The sequence below is a fragment of the Methylocystis sp. SC2 genome (genome assembly GCF_000304315.1).
Taxonomy (GTDB): domain Bacteria; phylum Pseudomonadota; class Alphaproteobacteria; order Rhizobiales; family Beijerinckiaceae; genus Methylocystis.
Genome location: NC_018485.1, coordinates 1,461,784 through 1,477,733, shown reverse-complemented (window position 1 = coordinate 1,477,733; position 15,950 = coordinate 1,461,784). Strand labels below are relative to the sequence as shown.

Annotated in this window: 16 protein-coding genes; 8 read left to right on the top strand and 8 right to left on the bottom strand. The window is 61.1% G+C overall.

Annotated features, from left to right (window positions below):
• Positions 1-1,005 precede the first annotated feature (1,005 nt).
• The gene (locus BN69_RS07080) at positions 1,006-2,172 is read left to right on the top strand and encodes a DUF2827 domain-containing protein (protein ID WP_014890889.1); all 1,167 of its coding nucleotides are present in this window, start codon (positions 1,006-1,008) and stop codon (positions 2,170-2,172) included.
• 71 nt (positions 2,173-2,243) lie between these two features.
• On the opposite strand, the gene BN69_RS07075 is transcribed toward BN69_RS07080, so the two are convergent.
• The 5 genes from BN69_RS07075 to BN69_RS19735 all read right to left on the bottom strand — a co-directional run bounded on the left by BN69_RS07075 (position 2,244) and on the right by BN69_RS19735 (position 5,688).
• On the bottom strand, positions 2,244-3,359 hold the full coding sequence (locus tag BN69_RS07075) for a DUF2827 domain-containing protein (RefSeq protein ID WP_014890888.1): 1,116 nt from the start codon (positions 3,357-3,359) through the stop codon (positions 2,244-2,246).
• A gap of 320 nt (positions 3,360-3,679) precedes the next feature.
• The gene (locus tag BN69_RS19415) at positions 3,680-4,021 is read right to left on the bottom strand and encodes a hypothetical protein (RefSeq protein ID WP_158491299.1); all 342 of its coding nucleotides are present in this window, start codon (positions 4,019-4,021) and stop codon (positions 3,680-3,682) included.
• Positions 4,018-4,218, bottom strand: coding sequence for a hypothetical protein (locus tag BN69_RS19080; RefSeq protein ID WP_014890887.1), 201 nt, complete (start codon positions 4,216-4,218; stop codon positions 4,018-4,020). Before BN69_RS19080 ends, BN69_RS19415 begins: the two co-directional genes overlap by 4 nt.
• 555 nt (positions 4,219-4,773) lie before the next feature.
• Positions 4,774-5,394 (bottom strand): LysE family translocator, encoded by a 621-nt coding sequence (locus tag BN69_RS07065; protein ID WP_014890886.1) that lies wholly within the window; start codon positions 5,392-5,394, stop codon positions 4,774-4,776.
• A 3-nt stretch (positions 5,395-5,397) separates the two neighbouring features.
• Entirely contained in the window at positions 5,398-5,688 is a 291-nt protein-coding gene (locus BN69_RS19735) for a hypothetical protein (RefSeq protein ID WP_244435104.1), read from the bottom strand.
• Between BN69_RS19735 and BN69_RS07060 the strand changes: the two genes are divergently transcribed.
• From BN69_RS07060 to arsA, 7 genes are all read left to right on the top strand, one after another.
• On the top strand, positions 5,590-5,883 hold the full coding sequence (locus tag BN69_RS07060) for an ArsR/SmtB family transcription factor (protein WP_244435084.1): 294 nt from the start codon (positions 5,590-5,592) through the stop codon (positions 5,881-5,883). The two genes, BN69_RS19735 and BN69_RS07060, sit on opposite strands and share 99 nt — an antisense overlap.
• A complete protein-coding gene (locus tag BN69_RS07055) occupies positions 5,852-6,373 on the top strand; it encodes an ArsI/CadI family heavy metal resistance metalloenzyme (RefSeq protein WP_014890884.1) in 522 nt (173 codons plus the stop codon). The genes BN69_RS07060 and BN69_RS07055 overlap by 32 nt, the downstream gene beginning before the upstream one ends.
• Positions 6,374-6,610: 237 nt before the next feature.
• Complete coding sequence (locus BN69_RS07050) at positions 6,611-7,126, top strand: arsenate reductase (azurin) small subunit (protein ID WP_014890883.1); 516 nt, start codon at positions 6,611-6,613, stop codon at positions 7,124-7,126.
• 11 nt (positions 7,127-7,137) lie between these two features.
• Positions 7,138-9,600: an arsenate reductase (azurin) large subunit gene (locus tag BN69_RS07045; protein WP_014890882.1), complete on the top strand. Its 2,463-nt coding sequence runs from the start codon at positions 7,138-7,140 to the stop codon at positions 9,598-9,600.
• A gap of 107 nt (positions 9,601-9,707) precedes the next feature.
• Positions 9,708-10,130 carry an arsenate reductase (glutaredoxin) gene (gene arsC / locus BN69_RS07040; RefSeq protein ID WP_014890881.1) on the top strand — a complete coding sequence of 141 codons (423 nt, stop codon included), beginning with the start codon at positions 9,708-9,710 and terminating at the stop codon, positions 10,128-10,130.
• Between the two features lie 10 nt (positions 10,131-10,140).
• The gene (gene arsD, locus BN69_RS07035) at positions 10,141-10,497 is read left to right on the top strand and encodes an arsenite efflux transporter metallochaperone ArsD (protein ID WP_014890880.1); all 357 of its coding nucleotides are present in this window, start codon (positions 10,141-10,143) and stop codon (positions 10,495-10,497) included.
• A 9-nt stretch (positions 10,498-10,506) separates the two neighbouring features.
• The gene (arsA, locus tag BN69_RS07030) at positions 10,507-12,276 is read left to right on the top strand and encodes an arsenical pump-driving ATPase (protein ID WP_014890879.1); all 1,770 of its coding nucleotides are present in this window, start codon (positions 10,507-10,509) and stop codon (positions 12,274-12,276) included.
• Positions 12,277-12,895: 619 nt separating this feature from the next.
• Here the strand turns inward: arsA and BN69_RS07020 are convergent.
• The 3 genes from BN69_RS07020 to BN69_RS07010 form a co-directional block, all read right to left on the bottom strand.
• Positions 12,896-13,771, bottom strand: a complete 876-nt coding sequence (locus BN69_RS07020) for an NAD(P)-dependent oxidoreductase (RefSeq protein WP_014890877.1) — start codon at positions 13,769-13,771, stop codon at positions 12,896-12,898.
• Positions 13,772-13,774: 3 nt separating this feature from the next.
• The gene (gene moaA, locus BN69_RS07015) at positions 13,775-14,812 is read right to left on the bottom strand and encodes a GTP 3',8-cyclase MoaA (protein WP_014890876.1); all 1,038 of its coding nucleotides are present in this window, start codon (positions 14,810-14,812) and stop codon (positions 13,775-13,777) included.
• 122 nt (positions 14,813-14,934) lie between these two features.
• Positions 14,935-15,945: a sulfotransferase family protein gene (locus BN69_RS07010; protein ID WP_014890875.1), complete on the bottom strand. Its 1,011-nt coding sequence runs from the start codon at positions 15,943-15,945 to the stop codon at positions 14,935-14,937.
• Positions 15,946-15,950: the final 5 nt, after the last annotated feature.

Sequence of the window (15,950 nt, the reverse complement as noted above, 5' to 3'; positions counted from 1 at the left end):
CCCGCGTTCGAACGGATTGCGCGCGAGCCGTGGTCCCCGCCGAGTCCAAGAAACGCCAGCACGTCGCTTATCGCCACGCCGCGGCCGCCGAGCCGGCCGATCGATCGGCGCTTGAAGCCCAAAACACGGAAGGCCTTGCGCAAAATCGCGAGCACACGCCGTCGCGCCCGCGCGCCAGGCGCCGAATCGCCCGTAACCGCCACGCGAATGGCGCGCTCGCCGGTCAAGCGCTCGTATCGTGTCGCGTCGCGCGTGGGAATTCTCCCTCTACTTGGCCAAACGCCAACCCCGGATCGGAGTTCCCCCGGTACGCGTTGCTTTACAAAAGGGAGAGCTGGCGCTGCAATTGTCTACAGGTTCACAATAACGAATTTCAGAATACTGTTACGAAAGTACCACAGTCAATGTTTGTCCAAATGAAATCCTAATAATTACATTGTTTCATGTATTTAGGACCCAGCACATCTCGCTGTGCATGTGCCGCAAGGTTAATGACCTTTATGACCACGCTCAAGCTTCAGAGCGTTTGACGATGATCGAGTCGCGATGGGCGATGAAGACATGACGGCCGCTCCGGGCGTCGTCATTGGATCAATCCTGTCCGCGCGACTATGGTCGCTTTTGATCGTTTCGGTGAAATCTCAGCCGTGAGCTTTGGTCTTTCGCAGCGCCCGTGGCCTCCAGATCTTTCTCCGACAACCGCAACAAACGCTTCCCGCCGGCGGAATTCGGATTTCTCATTAGGGCGAGAGCCGTCCAACGTCGCCAAGGAGTCCAAGGTGCGCCGCCCCTTCGCGCCTTCCGTCGACGCGCGCGCCGCCTTGGGGCTTAGCGCGCCCTTGCCGATCGAATCGCGAATTCGCTACCCTGTCGCGACGCATTAGAGCTGGCTCGGAAAGCTGACCGGGCTTTTTCGTGGACCTGCTCCATGATTTTGATGTCGGGCGATTCCCTATCGATCACATGAGTCCATGGGATCAGGACGCGCTCCAAGGGCACGTTGCAATGATCTTACCCGAACTTACTCTCGACCCGCACAGCGCCAAGCGAAAGCTGCGCGTCGGCGTCACGCTCTACATTCGCGACGACCAGCAATCCATCTGGGAAAACGGCATCTTTCAAAATTGTTACTTCCTGATGCTGCTGCTCAAGCGATCGCCTCTTGTCGCGCAATGCTTCGTCGTGAACGGAGGGCCAGGCGACCCCAAGACGCAGGGGGATTTCGTCGCATCTTCTCCTGCGCCGATCATCGATCTCGGCGAGGCGATGGAGGCTCTCGACGTCGTCATCGAATTGAGCGCGCAGCTAAACCCGGATTGGGGCAGAGAATTTCGTTCCCGCGGCGGAAAAATCGTCGGTATGCACGTCGCCAATGATCACATCATCGACGTCGAGCGCATGATGTACGGGCTGCCCCACGGCGTGCTGATGTCCGGCGCGCCCTATGACGTCATCTGGACTCTTCCCGCCTTCGAAAAGACCTGCGCAGCCTATTACGAATATGGCTTCCGCGCGCGGGTAAGCGTGATGCAACATTTGTGGAGCCCGTTTTTCCTTGAGCAGGCGCTCAACAAGGGCGGCAAGATCGACTCGTTTTTTTATAGCCCTGGCCAACGCAGGTGGCGCCTTGCGATCTTGGAGCCGAACATCTGTTCGGTGAAGACCTGTCATTTGCCGATGCTGCTGTGCGACGCCGCTTACCGACGCGATCGGCAATTCGTCGAATACCTGCGCGTCTACAACGCCATGAAGCTCAAGGAGCATCATGGCTTCATCGGATTTGCGCGCAGTCTCGATCTCGTCAACCATGGCCTCGCGACCTTCGAGCCGCGGCTGCCGATATTCGAAGTCCTTCCCGGCCAAGCAGACGCTATCGTCTCCCATCATTGGCACAACGGCCAAAACTACTTGTATTACGAGGCGTTATTCGGCGGTTACGCGCTCATTCACAATTCGACGTTCCTGGACGACTGCGGCTACAGATATGGCGATTATGATTGCGAGGACGGCGCCCTCGCGCTGTTGCAAGCCCATCAAGAGCATGATCGGTCGCTCGCGACATACCGGGCGAAGGCCAGCCAATTTCTCGCGAAACTCGATCCTTGCAGCGAGCGCAATGTCGCCGCCTACAGCGCGGCGCTGCTCGAGCTGGTCGACGATGCTAAGCAATAATAGGCTGCATGGCGCCTGCAAGCGACGCGCAAGAACATGCAGTTTGGTCTTCGCTCAGCGCGCGAAGTCGCTTACCCGCAGAGCTCGAACAGCAGATTGTCGTATTGCGCGACCAATTCCGGATTCACCGCAAGAAATTTCTGGATCCCAGCGCGCTGTTCGTCGCGATACGCCTCCCAAGCTTCATCGTGTTGGCGGAGCGCGCGGACGAGCGACTCAGTCGCGACGGCCACGTCGTTACCGGGATAATAGTAGCCGAGGTCCTTGACGAGTTCGGCGTTGTGAATGAGCGGATAGCCCTGCCAGCAGCATTCCAAGTAGAAGTAGTTGAGCGGCAGGCCCCACTGATGCGAGATGACGATATCGGTGTATTCCGCGAGGAATGCTGGAGTCTTCACCCGACCGATGAAGCTCGCCTTGTTCGCCTTGACGATGTCGAGATGCCGCATCAAGCCCGCAAACTCGGTGTCGCGATGCACAAAATGATCCGCGTTCGCGACATGCAGGAAACCGATCGCGTCAGGCTCCCGCCTGAAAGCCTGCTCCGCGATCAAGATCGGGTAGAGGCAGAATTTCAACACATCGATGTTCGGTTCGATCACCGTGAGCCGTTTCGGTCGGCCGGATGGCCGATACTCGCCGCCAAAAGCGTAGCCTGACGCGATGGACGTCAACGCCATGGGATCCCATACGAAGGGAACGACGCGCGCCGGGCATCGCCTGAACGTCTGCAAAAAGTGCAAGGACGATTCGGCGACTTGAGGGATGACCCAAAGCTCGTCGTAATCGGCGTTGACGAAGATGCTATCCCACAGCCGTCGTTCGAAGATGATCGCCTCGATGTTCTGAACATATTCAGGACCGCAGCAGTAGCTGACAAGCTTTCCGCCTTTCGCCTTGTGCCGCTGCGTTTGCGCATCGGATATCTGCCCGCCAAGCTCGATTAATACATCGAGATCGCGGGAATATTGGTCAATCTGAACGGTAGGGAACGCGCGCATGTCCCATTCTGTTCGTGAATCGGGACGCACATTGGTCGTGTTCAACAGCACGACGTCATGGTTTAAGGGCGAGCTTTGAAACAGTTTCGCGAGGAACAACGCATTCTGCTTGATGCCATTGATCCAGAGGCTTTCGTTCGGAGACGACAACCCGATCGTTATGCCTATTCGGAGCGGCCGCAGCATAGTGCTTGTTTTCTCATTTCCGCGCTCAGTGGCTTCGCAGGACTCGGAGAGACGCGGGCTATGCGACGACCCACGAACCGGCCTTGGCGCCAGGGATGCGAAATGCGCCCAGGCAACCTGATCAAGTTCGACGGCGCACGCCACCGATCCTGTTGCGCATTGCTCTAGAATGCGCCGCGTGGGAAGGGGTCAGGACTCGGCCCAAGCGCGCGCGAGTTGTCGCAAGAACAAGCGGATCGACGAAAGCTAACTCCGCCCTCGAGCGCCCGAGAAGGCGACGGCGTCAAAGCTGAACTCGCTTGGCTCGGCCGAGCTGGCAGCTAGTTGTTATAGCTGGCGTTGACGAAAACCCGCTTGCACGGAAATTGGACGCCGCATTGTTCAGGGTTTGACGGCGGATCGCGATCAATCGCGACCATGTAGCTGTCGATATTCGGCACGACATTGGCGACCACCGTGCGCAAGCCGCCTCCTACGGTGAAGCTTTTTGCGCCCATTCCCGATCCGAAAGACAGCATGAAGTGGCAAATGTGCCCCTTGGGCGCATCGCATCCAAATTGGACCGACTTTGCACCCTGCGCAAAAGCGCCCTGAGAGGCGAGCATGATTCCCAGGACTGCAGCTACAGAGACTAGCCGACTAGCATTTCCGAAGACGGTCATAAATCCTCCTTGATGTCGTATTTCTTCAATTCGCTGCGGCATTGCAGCCGCAGGGCGGCGGAACCGAAAGCCGATCGATTTCGGACTGAGGCGCCAAAGGGCGTGAAGAGGCGCAAAGCAGCCACGGTGTTTAACAAACGAATTCGCCCGTACGCGACGCTGTTCAGGCCAGGCTGAAACGCAAAAATTTCGCACATTTAGATGAACGTCCGCCGCTTAGTCAAGCTTGTGGATCGCTGCGCATCGTCTCACGACATTAATCCAAAATACGGCTGTAAAAACTTCACAGCTTCGTCGGCGGATGGACCGTTCCTATCGCCCTTTCTGAAGCAGACCACCCAGCGTAAACGGCATGACCGCGCCATCCGTCACTGAACCGCCGCTTCACAAAGGCGTTACATATCGGAGGGGTTCGTGCGTCAGCACCGTCGCGCATATGTCGTTGCGATGACAGGCGGAGCCAGCCGACGGAGCGGTCCGGCGTCGGACGCATCATGCGGGCGCCGTTCAGATAGCCAGCGTCGACTTTGATCAGTCGCCGAATCTCGCAGACCTCATCGCCGACGTCTAAACGCTCGAAATGCGCTCCCCGCGTTGAATTCCTAGCAAAAACAAAACTTCATTCCTGGTCTGAAGTCCTCCTTGCGACGTCGATCGATTTACGCTCAGCCTCGACGCGCGGTTTGCGCCGTTGCCGCTTCTGCGTTTGTCATGAAACTTTAAAATTGCGACGGGCGTTGCTGCTGATGTTCTCACGTCTTGGCCGCCGCCGTCGCCACTCCTGCGGCGACAAGAACGCCGCCACTGGCGCGCTTCGTCCAGACCGCAACATCAGAGCGGGAGAGCAAGGATCGTGCTGCGGAAGCCGCCACTGCGTAACCTGCGTCTGTTACGGCCACGATCAAGCAAAATGTCAACGTGAGCACCGCCGCCTGCAACGGATAACTACCGTTTGCATCGATGAACTGGGGCACGAAGGTGACGTAAAAGACGATGGTCTTGGGGTGAAAGACGCCGACGGCGACGTTCCCGAGAAATGCGGTGCGTGGAGAGATTGCGTCGGTCTTTAGTTCTGCTGATGTGGCGCGGCTGGTTTTGAAGAATGTGTAGAGGCCGAGAACAATCAGATATAACGCGCCAACCCACTTGAGCGCCGAGAACGCCAGCGCCGAGGCGGCGAGTAGCGCGCCGACGCCGACAAGCGATAACGTCATCGCAATCGCGTTCCCCACCGTCATGCCGGCGACGGACGCTAACGCAGTCTTGCGGCCCGAGCCGAGAGCGTAACCGACGATCGCGGCGACGCCCGGTCCCGGGATCAACCCCATGACGACAGACGCGGCGGCGAAGGCCAACCAAACCGAGAAGCTCATATTTCACTCCAAACAAATGGAAGCTGACATGGCGCAATTTTGAAGAATTCCGCTGTCGCGGGCAACAGCTGGAACTTGCGGCTGGCTTGACTCGGCAAATATTTCCATCATATTGGAAATATGGAAAAGCATGGCGCCATCGCCGCCCTTGTCGCGCTCGGCCACGAAACTCGGCTCGATATTTTTCGGCTGCTCATGCAGGCCGGACCTAAGGGGCTTGCCGCGGGCCAAATTGGCGAGCGGCTCGCGCTCCCGCCGGCGACGCTGTCTTTCCACCTCAGCCAACTCAAACACGCGGACCTTGTGACTTTCCGGCGCGAAAGCCGATCGCTGATCTACTCGGCGGCTTATCCGGTCATGAACGCGCTCCTCGCCTACATGACCGAGAATTGCTGCCAGGGCGCAACCGCCTCTTGCGCCGCCGCCGCGCCTTCAACTTGCCAGTCAGAGAAACGTCATGAAACGCCTGCACGTGCACGTATCCGTTGATGACCTTGCGGGGTCGATCCGCTTTTACCGCGCACTTTTCGGATCTGAGCCGACAGTCGCCAAACCCGACTACGCGAAATGGATGCTGGATGATCCGCGCGTAAACTTCGCGATTTCGTCGCGCAGCGGAAAGGCGGGCGTCGATCATCTTGGGATCGAGGTCGAGACGCCTGAAGAGCTGAAGGAAGTCTATGGCCGCCTGCAAGAGGCAGAGCGACCCGTGTTGGAAGAAGGCGCCACGACCTGCTGCTACGCAAAATCCGAGAAGGCGTGGACCTCCGACCCGCAGGGGCTTTTGTGGGAGTCCTTCCTGACCACCGGCGAAAGCACGATTTACGGCGACGACGCGGCGCTTGCGGGATTCCGCGCGAGCGCCATCAAGGGGGAGGTCTCCCCCTGCTGCGGCGCGAAGCCTGCGCCAGCGATCGAAGCTGCTTGTTGTTCAGGCGCGGGAGCCGGCTCGGGCACAAATCCGACGCTTGAGCGATAGCCATCGCCATCGATCACCACCAGGCTTACGGCGCTTCCCAAACGAGATGGCACGACATGGCGATCACAGAAGTTTCGATCCCTCTATCGCGTGGGCAGGCGACTCTCGAAGCGAAATTACGGCATGGGTTGATTGCAGGCCGTTCGCGAAATCCAGCCTTGATAGGCTGGCAATGAGCGCGCCGTCTGACGCGGCATGCACAAATGATCTGCCGCGGTCTACACAAGCGAAAAGCGGATGAAGAGACAGAGCACATCATCCGGCGTCGGTCGCCGAAGATTTCTTGAAAGCATTGCGCTCGCGGGCGCCGCCGCGGCGACGCCTTCCGCGCGGCCCGCGCGAGCGGCCCAGGCGCAGGCTCTGGTCGAATACCCGTCCAACCGGCTTGCGAATATTCGCGATCTCAAGGTCAATGAACCGTTGAGCGTCGCTTATCCTGACGAGGACGCGCCGGGCGTTCTGCTCAAGCTCGGCAAGCGCGCGCAAAATGGCGTCGGTCCCGATGGCGATATCGTTGGGTTCACGACGATCTGCCCGCATCGCGGCTTTCCGCTCGATTACAGCGGCGATGATCGCACATTCAATTGCCCGGCCCATTTTTCGCGTTTCGACTGCGAGGCCGGCGGTCTGCAAATCTGGGGTCACGCCACTCAAAATCTGCCGCAATATGTCCTGCGCATTGACGCCAAGGGCGACATCTATGCGGAAGGCGTCGATGAGCTTCTCTATGGCCGACTGTCCAACGTGCTCTGAGAGGCGAAGCGATGGCTTACAAGCGTCAGATCGATCGACTCCCGATAGTTCCAAGGGACGCGAAGGAGTTTAGCGTCGTCTGCCACTATTGCATCGTCGGGTGCGGCTACAAGGCCTACACTTGGCCGATCAACAAGCAGGGCGGCGCCGCGCCGAGCAAGAACAAGTTCGGCGTCGATCTCGCCATGCAGCAGCAGGCCGAGGCTGCGGCGTGGTACGCCCCATCGATGTACAATATCGTGCGCCAGAATGGCGAAGACGTGCATCTCGTCATCAAGCCCGACGAGGATTGCGTCGCCAATTCTGGTTTGTCCTCGACTCGCGGCGCCCGTATGGCCGAGTTGAGCTATTCGCGCGCGCGGAATACGCAGTTGCAGCGTCTGACCGATCCGATGGTTTGGCGCTATGGTCAGATGCAGCCGACGAGCTGGGACGATGCGCTCGATCTCGTCGCCCGCGTGACCGTGGGCGTCATCAATGACATGGGCGAGGACGGCCTGTTCGTCTCGGCTTACGATCACGGCGGCGCCGGCGGCGGCTACGAAAACAACTGGGGCGTCGGCAAGCTGTATTTCGGCGCGCTAAAGGTCAAGAATATTCGCATTCACAATCGCCCTGCCTATAATTCCGAAGTCCATGCGAGCCGCGACATGGGCGTGGATGAGCTTAATAATTGTTATGAGGACGCGGAGCTTGCGGATACGATCGTCGCCGTCGGCACGAACGCGCTCGAGACGCAGACCAATTATTTTCTCAATCACTGGCTGCCCAACCTGCGCGGCGCGACGGCGGAAAAAAAGAAAGCTCAATTCGGATCGGCGCCAGACGATCCTGTCCGTATCATCATCGTCGACCCAAGGCGAAGCGTGACGGTGAACGCCTGCGAGGTTGAGGCGGGCAAGGACCGCGTGATGCATCTCGCGATCAACCCAGGAACGGATCTCGCGCTGCTTAACGCCTGGTTCGCCTATATCGCCGAGAAGGGCTGGATCGACAGAGAGTTCATCGCCGCTTCGACCAGGAATTTCGACGCGGCGTGCGCCGCCAATAAGATGAGCCTCGAGGAAGCTGCGCACATCACAGGGCTGACGGTGGACCAGATTCGCCAATCGGCGGCGTGGATCGCCGAACCTAAAGCCGGCGGCGAACGGCGCCGCGCCATGTTCGCCTATGAGAAGGGCTTGATCTTCGGCAACGACAATTACCGCACCAACGGCGCGCTCGTGAACCTTGCGCTCGCGACGGGAAACATCGGCCGGCCGGGCGGCGGCTGTGTGCGCATGGGCGGCCATCAGGAAGGATACGTGCGGCCCGATTATCCGGGGCCGCGGCCGGCCCGCTACGTCGACAAGCTTCTCATCGCGGGCAAGGGCGGCGTACACCACATCTGGGGCTGCGATCACTATAAGACGACGCTGAACGCGTTCAAGTTCAAGCAGGCCTACAAGAAACGCACGGACATCGTGAAAGATGCGATCATGTCCGCGCCATACGGCGATCGCGCACGCCTGGTGAAGAATATCATCGCGGCGATCAAGAAGGGCGGACTCTTCGCCGTCGACGTCGACATCGTGCCAAGCCAAATCGGTCAGGCCTCTCACGTCTGGCTGCCTGCGGCGACCTCGGGCGAGATGAATCTGACCTCGATGAACGGCGAGCGTCGTATGCGGCTCACCGAGCGCTACATGGACCCGCCGGGCCAGGCCTTGCCGGACTGCCTGATCGCCGCGCGCATCGCCAAGAATATGGAGCGTGTGCTGCGTGAACAGGGCAAGAATCAAGACGCCGACCGATTCAAGGGGTTCGACTGGAAGAACGAGGAAGACGCCTTCTTGGACGGTTACCATCAGCACAAAAAGGGCGGACGCTTCGTCACTTATGAGCGGCTGCGCGAGATGGGCGTAAATGGCTTCCAAGAGCCCGCCGTCGCTTTCGAGGACGGCAAGCTTATTGGGTCAAAGCGCCTATATGAAGACGGCAAATTCGATGCGCCGGACGGCAAGGCCGTCTTTATGCCAACAAAATGGCGCGGCTTGCAGCTCGCGGATAAGCGGGCCGAGCGCAGGAAATGGCCGTTCCTCATCAACAATGGCCGCACCAATCACATTTGGCAGAGCGCCTATCTCGATCAGCAGAACGACTTTGTCATGGATCGTTGGCCTTACCCCTTCATCGAAATGAATCCGCAAGACATGGCGGCGTTGAAGCTCGAAGCCGGCGATCTTGTCGAAATCTATAATGATAATGGTTCGACTCAGGCGATCGCCTATCCGACTCCCACCGCCAAGCGCAAGCAGACCTTCATGCTGTTCGGCTATCCGAGCGGGGCGCAGGGCAACGTGACGTCGCCCGGCGTGAACGAGCTGCTCGTGCCGAACTTCAAGCAGACGTGGGGCGCGATTCGAAAAATTGCCGCGGCGCCGGAAGGGGTGCGGCATCTCACATTCAAATCGATGGAATATGTTTCCTCCTGACGTCGGCGCGAGAGGAGAGCCTTGCTTGTTTCAAGGCAGCGGCGACGTCGCGATGCAAGAAAGGCGTTCATCGATCGTTTGCGTAACATGGGGCGGAGACCTGAGCGATGACAATCACCATCTATCACAACCCGGACTGCGGCACGTCGCGCAATACGCTGGCGATGATCCGCCAAAGCGGCGAAGAGCCGGTGGTCATCGAATATCTGAAAGACCCGCCAACGCGCGAGCGACTGGTCGAGTTGCTCAAACTGATGGGCATTTCAGCGCGCGAACTGCTGCGCCAGAAGGGCGCGCCCTATGACGCGCTGGGCCTCGGCGATCCAAAGTGGACGGAAGAGGAATTGATCGGCTTCATGCTCGAACATCCGATCCTCATCAACCGTCCAATCGTCGTGACGCCGAAGGGCGCGCGGCTGTGCCGTCCTTCGGAAACCGTGCTCGACATTCTCCCCAATCCCGGCATTGGCGAATTCACCAAGGAAGATGGCGATGTCGTCGTCGGCAAAGCCGCTCAAGCTCAATCCTGAAAGGACGAACATGACGACCATTCAAGTTTTTGATCCCGCCCTGTGTTGCAGCACCGGCGTCTGCGGCGTCGAGACCGATCAGGCGCTCGTGACCTTCGCCGCCGACGTTGATTGGGCCAAGCAGAACGGCGCGCAGATCGAGCGCTTCAATCTCGCCCAGGAGCCCATGGTCTTTGCTGAAAATGCGCGCGTTAAGGGCTTCCTGGAACGCTCGGGGCAGGAAGCTCTGCCGCTGATCCTCATTGACGGCGAAATCGCGCTCGCCGGACGCTATCCGAACCGCTCGGAACTTGCGCGCTGGGCGGGCCTCAAAGAGGTCGAGGAAGCGAAACCAGGCGCATGTTGTAGCGGCTCCTCCTGCTGCTGAAGGGTCGAAATGAAATTTATTGAACAGGCTCCGCGCTTCCTTTTCTTCACCGGCAAAGGCGGCGTTGGGAAAACCTCGATCGCCTGCGCGACGGCGATAGAGCTCGCGGAAGCCGGACGCCGCGTGCTGCTTGTCAGCACCGATCCGGCCTCGAATGTCGGGCAGGCGTTCGGGGTCGGCGTCGGCGATAAAATCACGGCGATTGACGCCGTGCCGAACCTGTTCGCGCTGGAAATCGACCCGCAGGCCGCCGCGCAAGCGTACCGCGACCGCATCGTCGGCCCCGTGCGCGGCAAGCTGCCCGAGGCCGTGGTGAAAGGCATTGAGGAGCAACTCTCGGGCGCCTGCACCACCGAAATCGCCGCCTTCGATGAGTTCACCGCGCTGTTGACGGACACGGCCATTATGTCGGCATACGACCATGTCGTCTTCGACACGGCCCCGACCGGCCACACCATCCGCCTGTTGCAGCTTCCCGTCGCGTGGAGCGGCTTCCTTGAGGCGGGAAAAGGCGACGCCTCCTGCCTCGGGCCGCTCGCCGGACTGGAAAAGCAGCGCGCGCAATACAGCGCCGCCGTCGCCGCTTTGGCCGACGGTCAGCGCACCCGCCTGATCCTCGTCGCCCGTGCGCAAAACTCCGCGCTGCGCGAAGCCGCGCGCACGCATGAGGAGTTGGCGGCGATAGGCCTGCATCAACAATTCCTCGTCGTGAATGGTCTGCTGCCAAAGGAAGAGGCGGCGCTCGATGCGCTCGCCGCCGCCCTTTACGCGCGCGAGCAGGCCGCTTTGGCGGCGACGCCCGATGCGCTGCGAGCCTTGCCCTGCGACTATGTGCCTTTGAAGCCGTTCAATCTCGTCGGGCTCGATGCGCTGCGCCAACTCCTCATTGCGCCGCCGCCGCACATCGACGCGGCAGTCGGCGAAGCTGTCGAACTGCACGCGCCCAGCCTATGGGAACTGGTGGATGGCGTCGCCGCCGATGGTCATGGCCTCGTCATGCTGATGGGCAAGGGCGGCGTCGGCAAGACGACGCTTGCGGCGGCGGTCGCCGTCGAACTGGCGCATCGCGGCCTGCCCGTCCATCTCACCACCTCCGACCCTGCCGCACACCTTGCCGAAACGCTGCACGGTTCGCTCGACAATCTGACCGTGAGCCGCATCGATCCGCACGCCGAAACCGACCGCTATCGGCAAGAGGTGCTGAAGACGAAAGGCGCAGCGCTCGACGCGCAGGGGCGCGCCTTGCTCGAAGAGGATTTGCGCTCGCCCTGCACGGAGGAAATCGCTGTTTTTCAGGCCTTCTCGCGCATCATCCGGGAAGCGGGCGAGAAATTCGTCGTCATGGACACCGCGCCGACCGGCCACACGCTGCTGCTCTTGGATGCGACGGGCGCCTATCATCGCGAGGTCGCGCGGATGCTGGACGCCAAGGGCGCGCATTACACGACGCCGATGATGCAGCTTCAGGACCCGAAGCGGACCAAGGTCCTGCTTGTCACCTTGGCGGAAACGACGCCTGTGCTTGAAGCGGCGAGTCTGCAAGCGGATTTGCGGCGCGCCGGGATCGAGCCGTGGGGGTGGGTGATCAATAACAGCGTCGCGGCGGCGCGTCCGCGCTCGCCCCTCTTACGCAAGCGCGCCGAGAACGAGCTGGCGGAAATGGAAAAGGTCGCGACAACCCACGCGCGCCGCTACGCCGTCGTGCCGCTGCTGAGGGACGAGCCGGTCGGGGCGCCGCGCCTTCTCGAACTGGCCGGGCATGCGACTGAACCGGCCTGAAACGCTCGTCATCCCGTTCGGCCCGCAAGGAACGAGCGGATCATTCGACCGGAAAAGAAAAAGGCGAAGACGTCCGTTTCCGAACGATCCTCGCCCAAGGCCAGCCCTTTGGCCTAATCCGGTTGCGCGACTCTCGGCGTCAATTGGCGCAGGAGACGCTACGCATGTAACGGACGCGACCCCGCTCGTCAGTTTTCGGCGTGATGACGAGCGTGCAATCTTCATCCTCCGCGCCGTAGGCGCGCCCCACTCGGATTGCCGGTCCGCGCGCAAGCGGGCGCATGCCGACATCGCTAAGGCTCACGGCGGCTTGGACGCCAGTGGCGGAGGACTGAATCTTCGAATCAGACGCTGAAGGCGCAGCTGCGACAGCAGCAACCGCGCAAATGGCGACTGTGAATCCGAGAACAATCCGCGACGTGCGGCTTGCGAAAGGGCTTTCGCGCGAAACGGCCATTAAGGGCTCCCACAGGGTGATCGGGAATTTCCCCAGATCGCTACTCGAACGATGCGAACCTGGACGCTTCCTCTTTTGCCGGGGAGAAACGCAGCGGCCCCGCTAATGGTTCCGCCGCAGTCATAAATTTTACGAAATTTTAAGATTCGGCCTAAATCCGCGCTATCGCTCAAGACGGGCGATGAGGCTCGACGTGTCCCAGCGTCGCCCGCCCATCTTTTCAACTTCGGCGTAGAACTGGTCGACGAGGGCCGCGACCGGCAATCGCGCGCCGTTGCGCCGCGCTTCGGCGAGGCAGATCGCAAGGTCCTTGCGCATCCATTCGACGGCGAAGCCGAAGTCGAACTCGCCGGAGACCATTGTTTTCGTCCGATTTTCCATCTGCCAGGACTGCGCCGCGCCGTTCTTCAAAAGATCGATGACGTTCTCTGCGTCGAGGCCGGCGGCGCCGGCGAAATGCAGCGCCTCCGCCAGGCTCTGGACGAGACCGGCGATGGCGATCTGGTTGACCATCTTGGTGAGCTGCCCGGCGCCCGGCGACCCCATCAGCCGGCACGCCCGCGCGTAGCAGGCGATCACCGGCTCCGCCTTGGCGAAGCTCGACGGATCGCCGCCGCACATGACGGTGAGGGCGCCCTTTTCGGCGCCGGCCTGACCGCCGGAAATGGGCGCGTCGATGAAGCCGAACCCGCGCTCGGCCGCCCTGGCGTGGAGCTCCCGCGCAACCTCCGCCGAGGCCGTCGTATGGTCGACGAAGATCGCTCCCGCCGACATGCCGGCGAAGGCGCCGCCGTCGTCGATCGTCACCGCGCGCAGATCGTCGTCATTGCCGACGCAGGAAAAGACGAATTCGGCGCCGTTCGCAGTTTCGGCTGGAGTCGAGAATCCCTCGGCGCCGGGGAACTCGGCCACGAACTTCTCCGCCTTGGCGGCGGTGCGATTATAGACCCGCACTCTATGGCCGGCGCGATGAAGATGGCCGGCCATGGGATAGCCCATGACGCCAAGGCCGATGAAGGCGAGGGAAGGGGACTCCATGGATCAGCCGCCCGTCATGCTCATGTGGCGGGAGACGGCGGGCGCCGGCGCGGTTCGATCAATCACGAAATCATGGCCCTTGGGCTTGCGCAGAATCGCCGTCTCGATCGCCTCATGCAGCAGCGCGTCGTCGGCGCTTTCGCGCAGCGGCGCGCGAAGGTCGGCCGCGTCCTCCTGGCCGAGGCACATATAAAGAGTCCCGGTGCAGGTGACGCGCACGCGGTTGCAGCTCTCGCAGAAATTATGGGTGAGCGGCGTGATGAAGCCGATACGCCCGCCGGTCTCGCGCGCCCGCATATAGCGCGCCGGCCCGCCGGTGCGATAGTCGATCTCGTCGAGCGTGAAGGCTTCGCTCAGCCGATCACGCACCTCCCGCATCGGCAGATATTGGTCGGCGCGTTCCGGCCCGTCGAGTTCGCCGAGCGGCATCACTTCGATGAAGGTCATGTCCATCCCGCTGTCGTGGGCGAAGCGCACGAGCGGGACGAATTCGTCCTCGTTGACGCCTTTCAGCGCCACGGCGTTGAGCTTCACCTTGAGGCCGGCGGCGCGGGCGGCGGCGATTCCCGCCAGCACCTGCGCATGCGCGCCGGTGCGGGTCAGGGCTCTGAAGCGGTCCGGGTCGAGCGTGTCGAGAGAGACATTGACGCGCCGCACGCCGCAGTCGGCGAGTTCGGCCGCGAAACGCGCAAGCTGCGAGCCGTTGGTCGTCAGCGTCAGCTCCTCCAGCGCGCCCGTGTCGAGGTGGCGCGAGAGGGCGCGAAACAGCTTCATCACGTCATGGCGCACCAGCGGCTCGCCGCCGGTGATGCGCAGCCTTTTGGTTCCGCGCGCGACGAAAGCGGAGCACAGCCTGTCGAGCTCCTCGAGCGTCAGCAGGTCGCGGCGGGGCAGGAACTGCATATGTTCCGACATGCAATAGACGCAGCGAAAATCGCATCGATCGGTGACGGAGACGCGCAGATAGGAAATCGTCCGCCCGAAGGGGTCGACAAGCGGCGCCGGCGCGATAGGCGCGGGCGTCCTGGCGTGGGCGTTCATCCTTACCTCGAACCGGCGGAAATTCGGCGTCCTCCATATATTGCCGGAACGCCGTCCCGTGAAGCCCACCCGTTGGCGGGCTGGGACAGGAGCAAGGAGAGGTCTGCCGCGGGACGTGGCCTCTATCGGGCGGCGCCCCAGCCGAAGTCCTTGTCTAGAAGAGCGTAGAGCTCTTCATTGTAGGGCCGGAAAAACGCGGCCAAATTCTCCCGAAGCCCGTCCTCGAGCTTCCCGGGCGGACCCGGATTTTGCTCCTCGATCACGAGCGGCTCGACTTTGGGAAGGCCAAGAAAGGCGTAAATCTCCTTCGCGGTCGATCGCGGATCTCGAAAAAACGCCGCCGCGTCGACGATGAAAACGCGGTCTCTGCCGAATTTCTCGAACAGCAGGCGCAGAAAGGGCGCGTAGATGCTGTGCCGCAGATAGCCGGCGCGCGCGCCCGAAAACGCGTGCGGCTCCATGCCGCCGCCCCGTATCGTCGCCATTTCGGTCTCGATCAAGGTTTCGAAATCCGGAAAGCCCTTCCAATGCGGGTCCTGCGATTTGCGGCTGATAAAGCGCTTCTGATCCCATCGCCAGTGCGAAAAGGCGCGCTCCACCGGATCGCGCAGAACGCAGATGATGCGCATGTCTGGAAACATCGACCGGGCCAAAAAAATCCAGAGGGGATTGGGCATGACCGGCGTGCAGTAGCCGGTGATCGCGCCGCCGTTGCGCCGCTCCGCCGCCCTTTGCGCTTCGAGCGTCGGAAAATGCGCCATGAGTTCGCGCATCGTGTCCGTGAAGGAGATTTCCTTCGACAGCGGCAGCACGACATGCGGATGCTGGAAAATATAGGAAGAGAGAAACGACGTGCCGGAGCGCACCGCGCCGATCGATGCGAAGGACGGCGCCATGCGTTGGCTGGAGCCGAGGGTCCGCGCCCATACCCGCCATTTTGGCGGATTGAAAAAGTAATAGGAGCGGAATTGACGCTTCGCCCGAAGGGGCAGGGCTTCCAAAATCCCGCTGGCCCGCGACAGGCGGTTGAAGTCCTGGTAGGGGGTCTGGATCGTTTCGAGCCGCTTCGGATCAACTGCGGGAATCGGCTCCGGCCGGGAGGGCGCGTGGAGTTCCGGCGAAAGGATGGACATTCGAC

Coding starts and splice junctions, on each gene's coding strand:
- BN69_RS07080 (WP_014890889.1), top strand. CDS start 1,006: ATGATCTTACCCGAACTTACTCTCGACCCGCACAGCGCCAAGCGAAAG.
- BN69_RS07075 (WP_014890888.1), bottom strand. CDS start 3,359: ATGCTGCGGCCGCTCCGAATAGGCATAACGATCGGGTTGTCGTCTCCG.
- BN69_RS19415 (WP_158491299.1), bottom strand. CDS start 4,021: ATGACCGTCTTCGGAAATGCTAGTCGGCTAGTCTCTGTAGCTGCAGTC.
- BN69_RS19080 (WP_014890887.1), bottom strand. CDS start 4,218: ATGTGCGAAATTTTTGCGTTTCAGCCTGGCCTGAACAGCGTCGCGTAC.
- BN69_RS07065 (WP_014890886.1), bottom strand. CDS start 5,394: ATGAGCTTCTCGGTTTGGTTGGCCTTCGCCGCCGCGTCTGTCGTCATG.
- BN69_RS07060 (WP_244435084.1), top strand. CDS start 5,590: ATGCAGGCCGGACCTAAGGGGCTTGCCGCGGGCCAAATTGGCGAGCGG.
- BN69_RS07055 (WP_014890884.1), top strand. CDS start 5,852: ATGAAACGCCTGCACGTGCACGTATCCGTTGATGACCTTGCGGGGTCG.
- BN69_RS07050 (WP_014890883.1), top strand. CDS start 6,611: ATGAAGAGACAGAGCACATCATCCGGCGTCGGTCGCCGAAGATTTCTT.
- BN69_RS07045 (WP_014890882.1), top strand. CDS start 7,138: ATGGCTTACAAGCGTCAGATCGATCGACTCCCGATAGTTCCAAGGGAC.
- arsC (WP_014890881.1), top strand. CDS start 9,708: ATGACAATCACCATCTATCACAACCCGGACTGCGGCACGTCGCGCAAT.
- arsD (WP_014890880.1), top strand. CDS start 10,141: ATGACGACCATTCAAGTTTTTGATCCCGCCCTGTGTTGCAGCACCGGC.
- arsA (WP_014890879.1), top strand. CDS start 10,507: ATGAAATTTATTGAACAGGCTCCGCGCTTCCTTTTCTTCACCGGCAAA.
- BN69_RS07020 (WP_014890877.1), bottom strand. CDS start 13,771: ATGGAGTCCCCTTCCCTCGCCTTCATCGGCCTTGGCGTCATGGGCTAT.
- moaA (WP_014890876.1), bottom strand. CDS start 14,812: ATGAACGCCCACGCCAGGACGCCCGCGCCTATCGCGCCGGCGCCGCTT.
- BN69_RS07010 (WP_014890875.1), bottom strand. CDS start 15,945: ATGTCCATCCTTTCGCCGGAACTCCACGCGCCCTCCCGGCCGGAGCCG.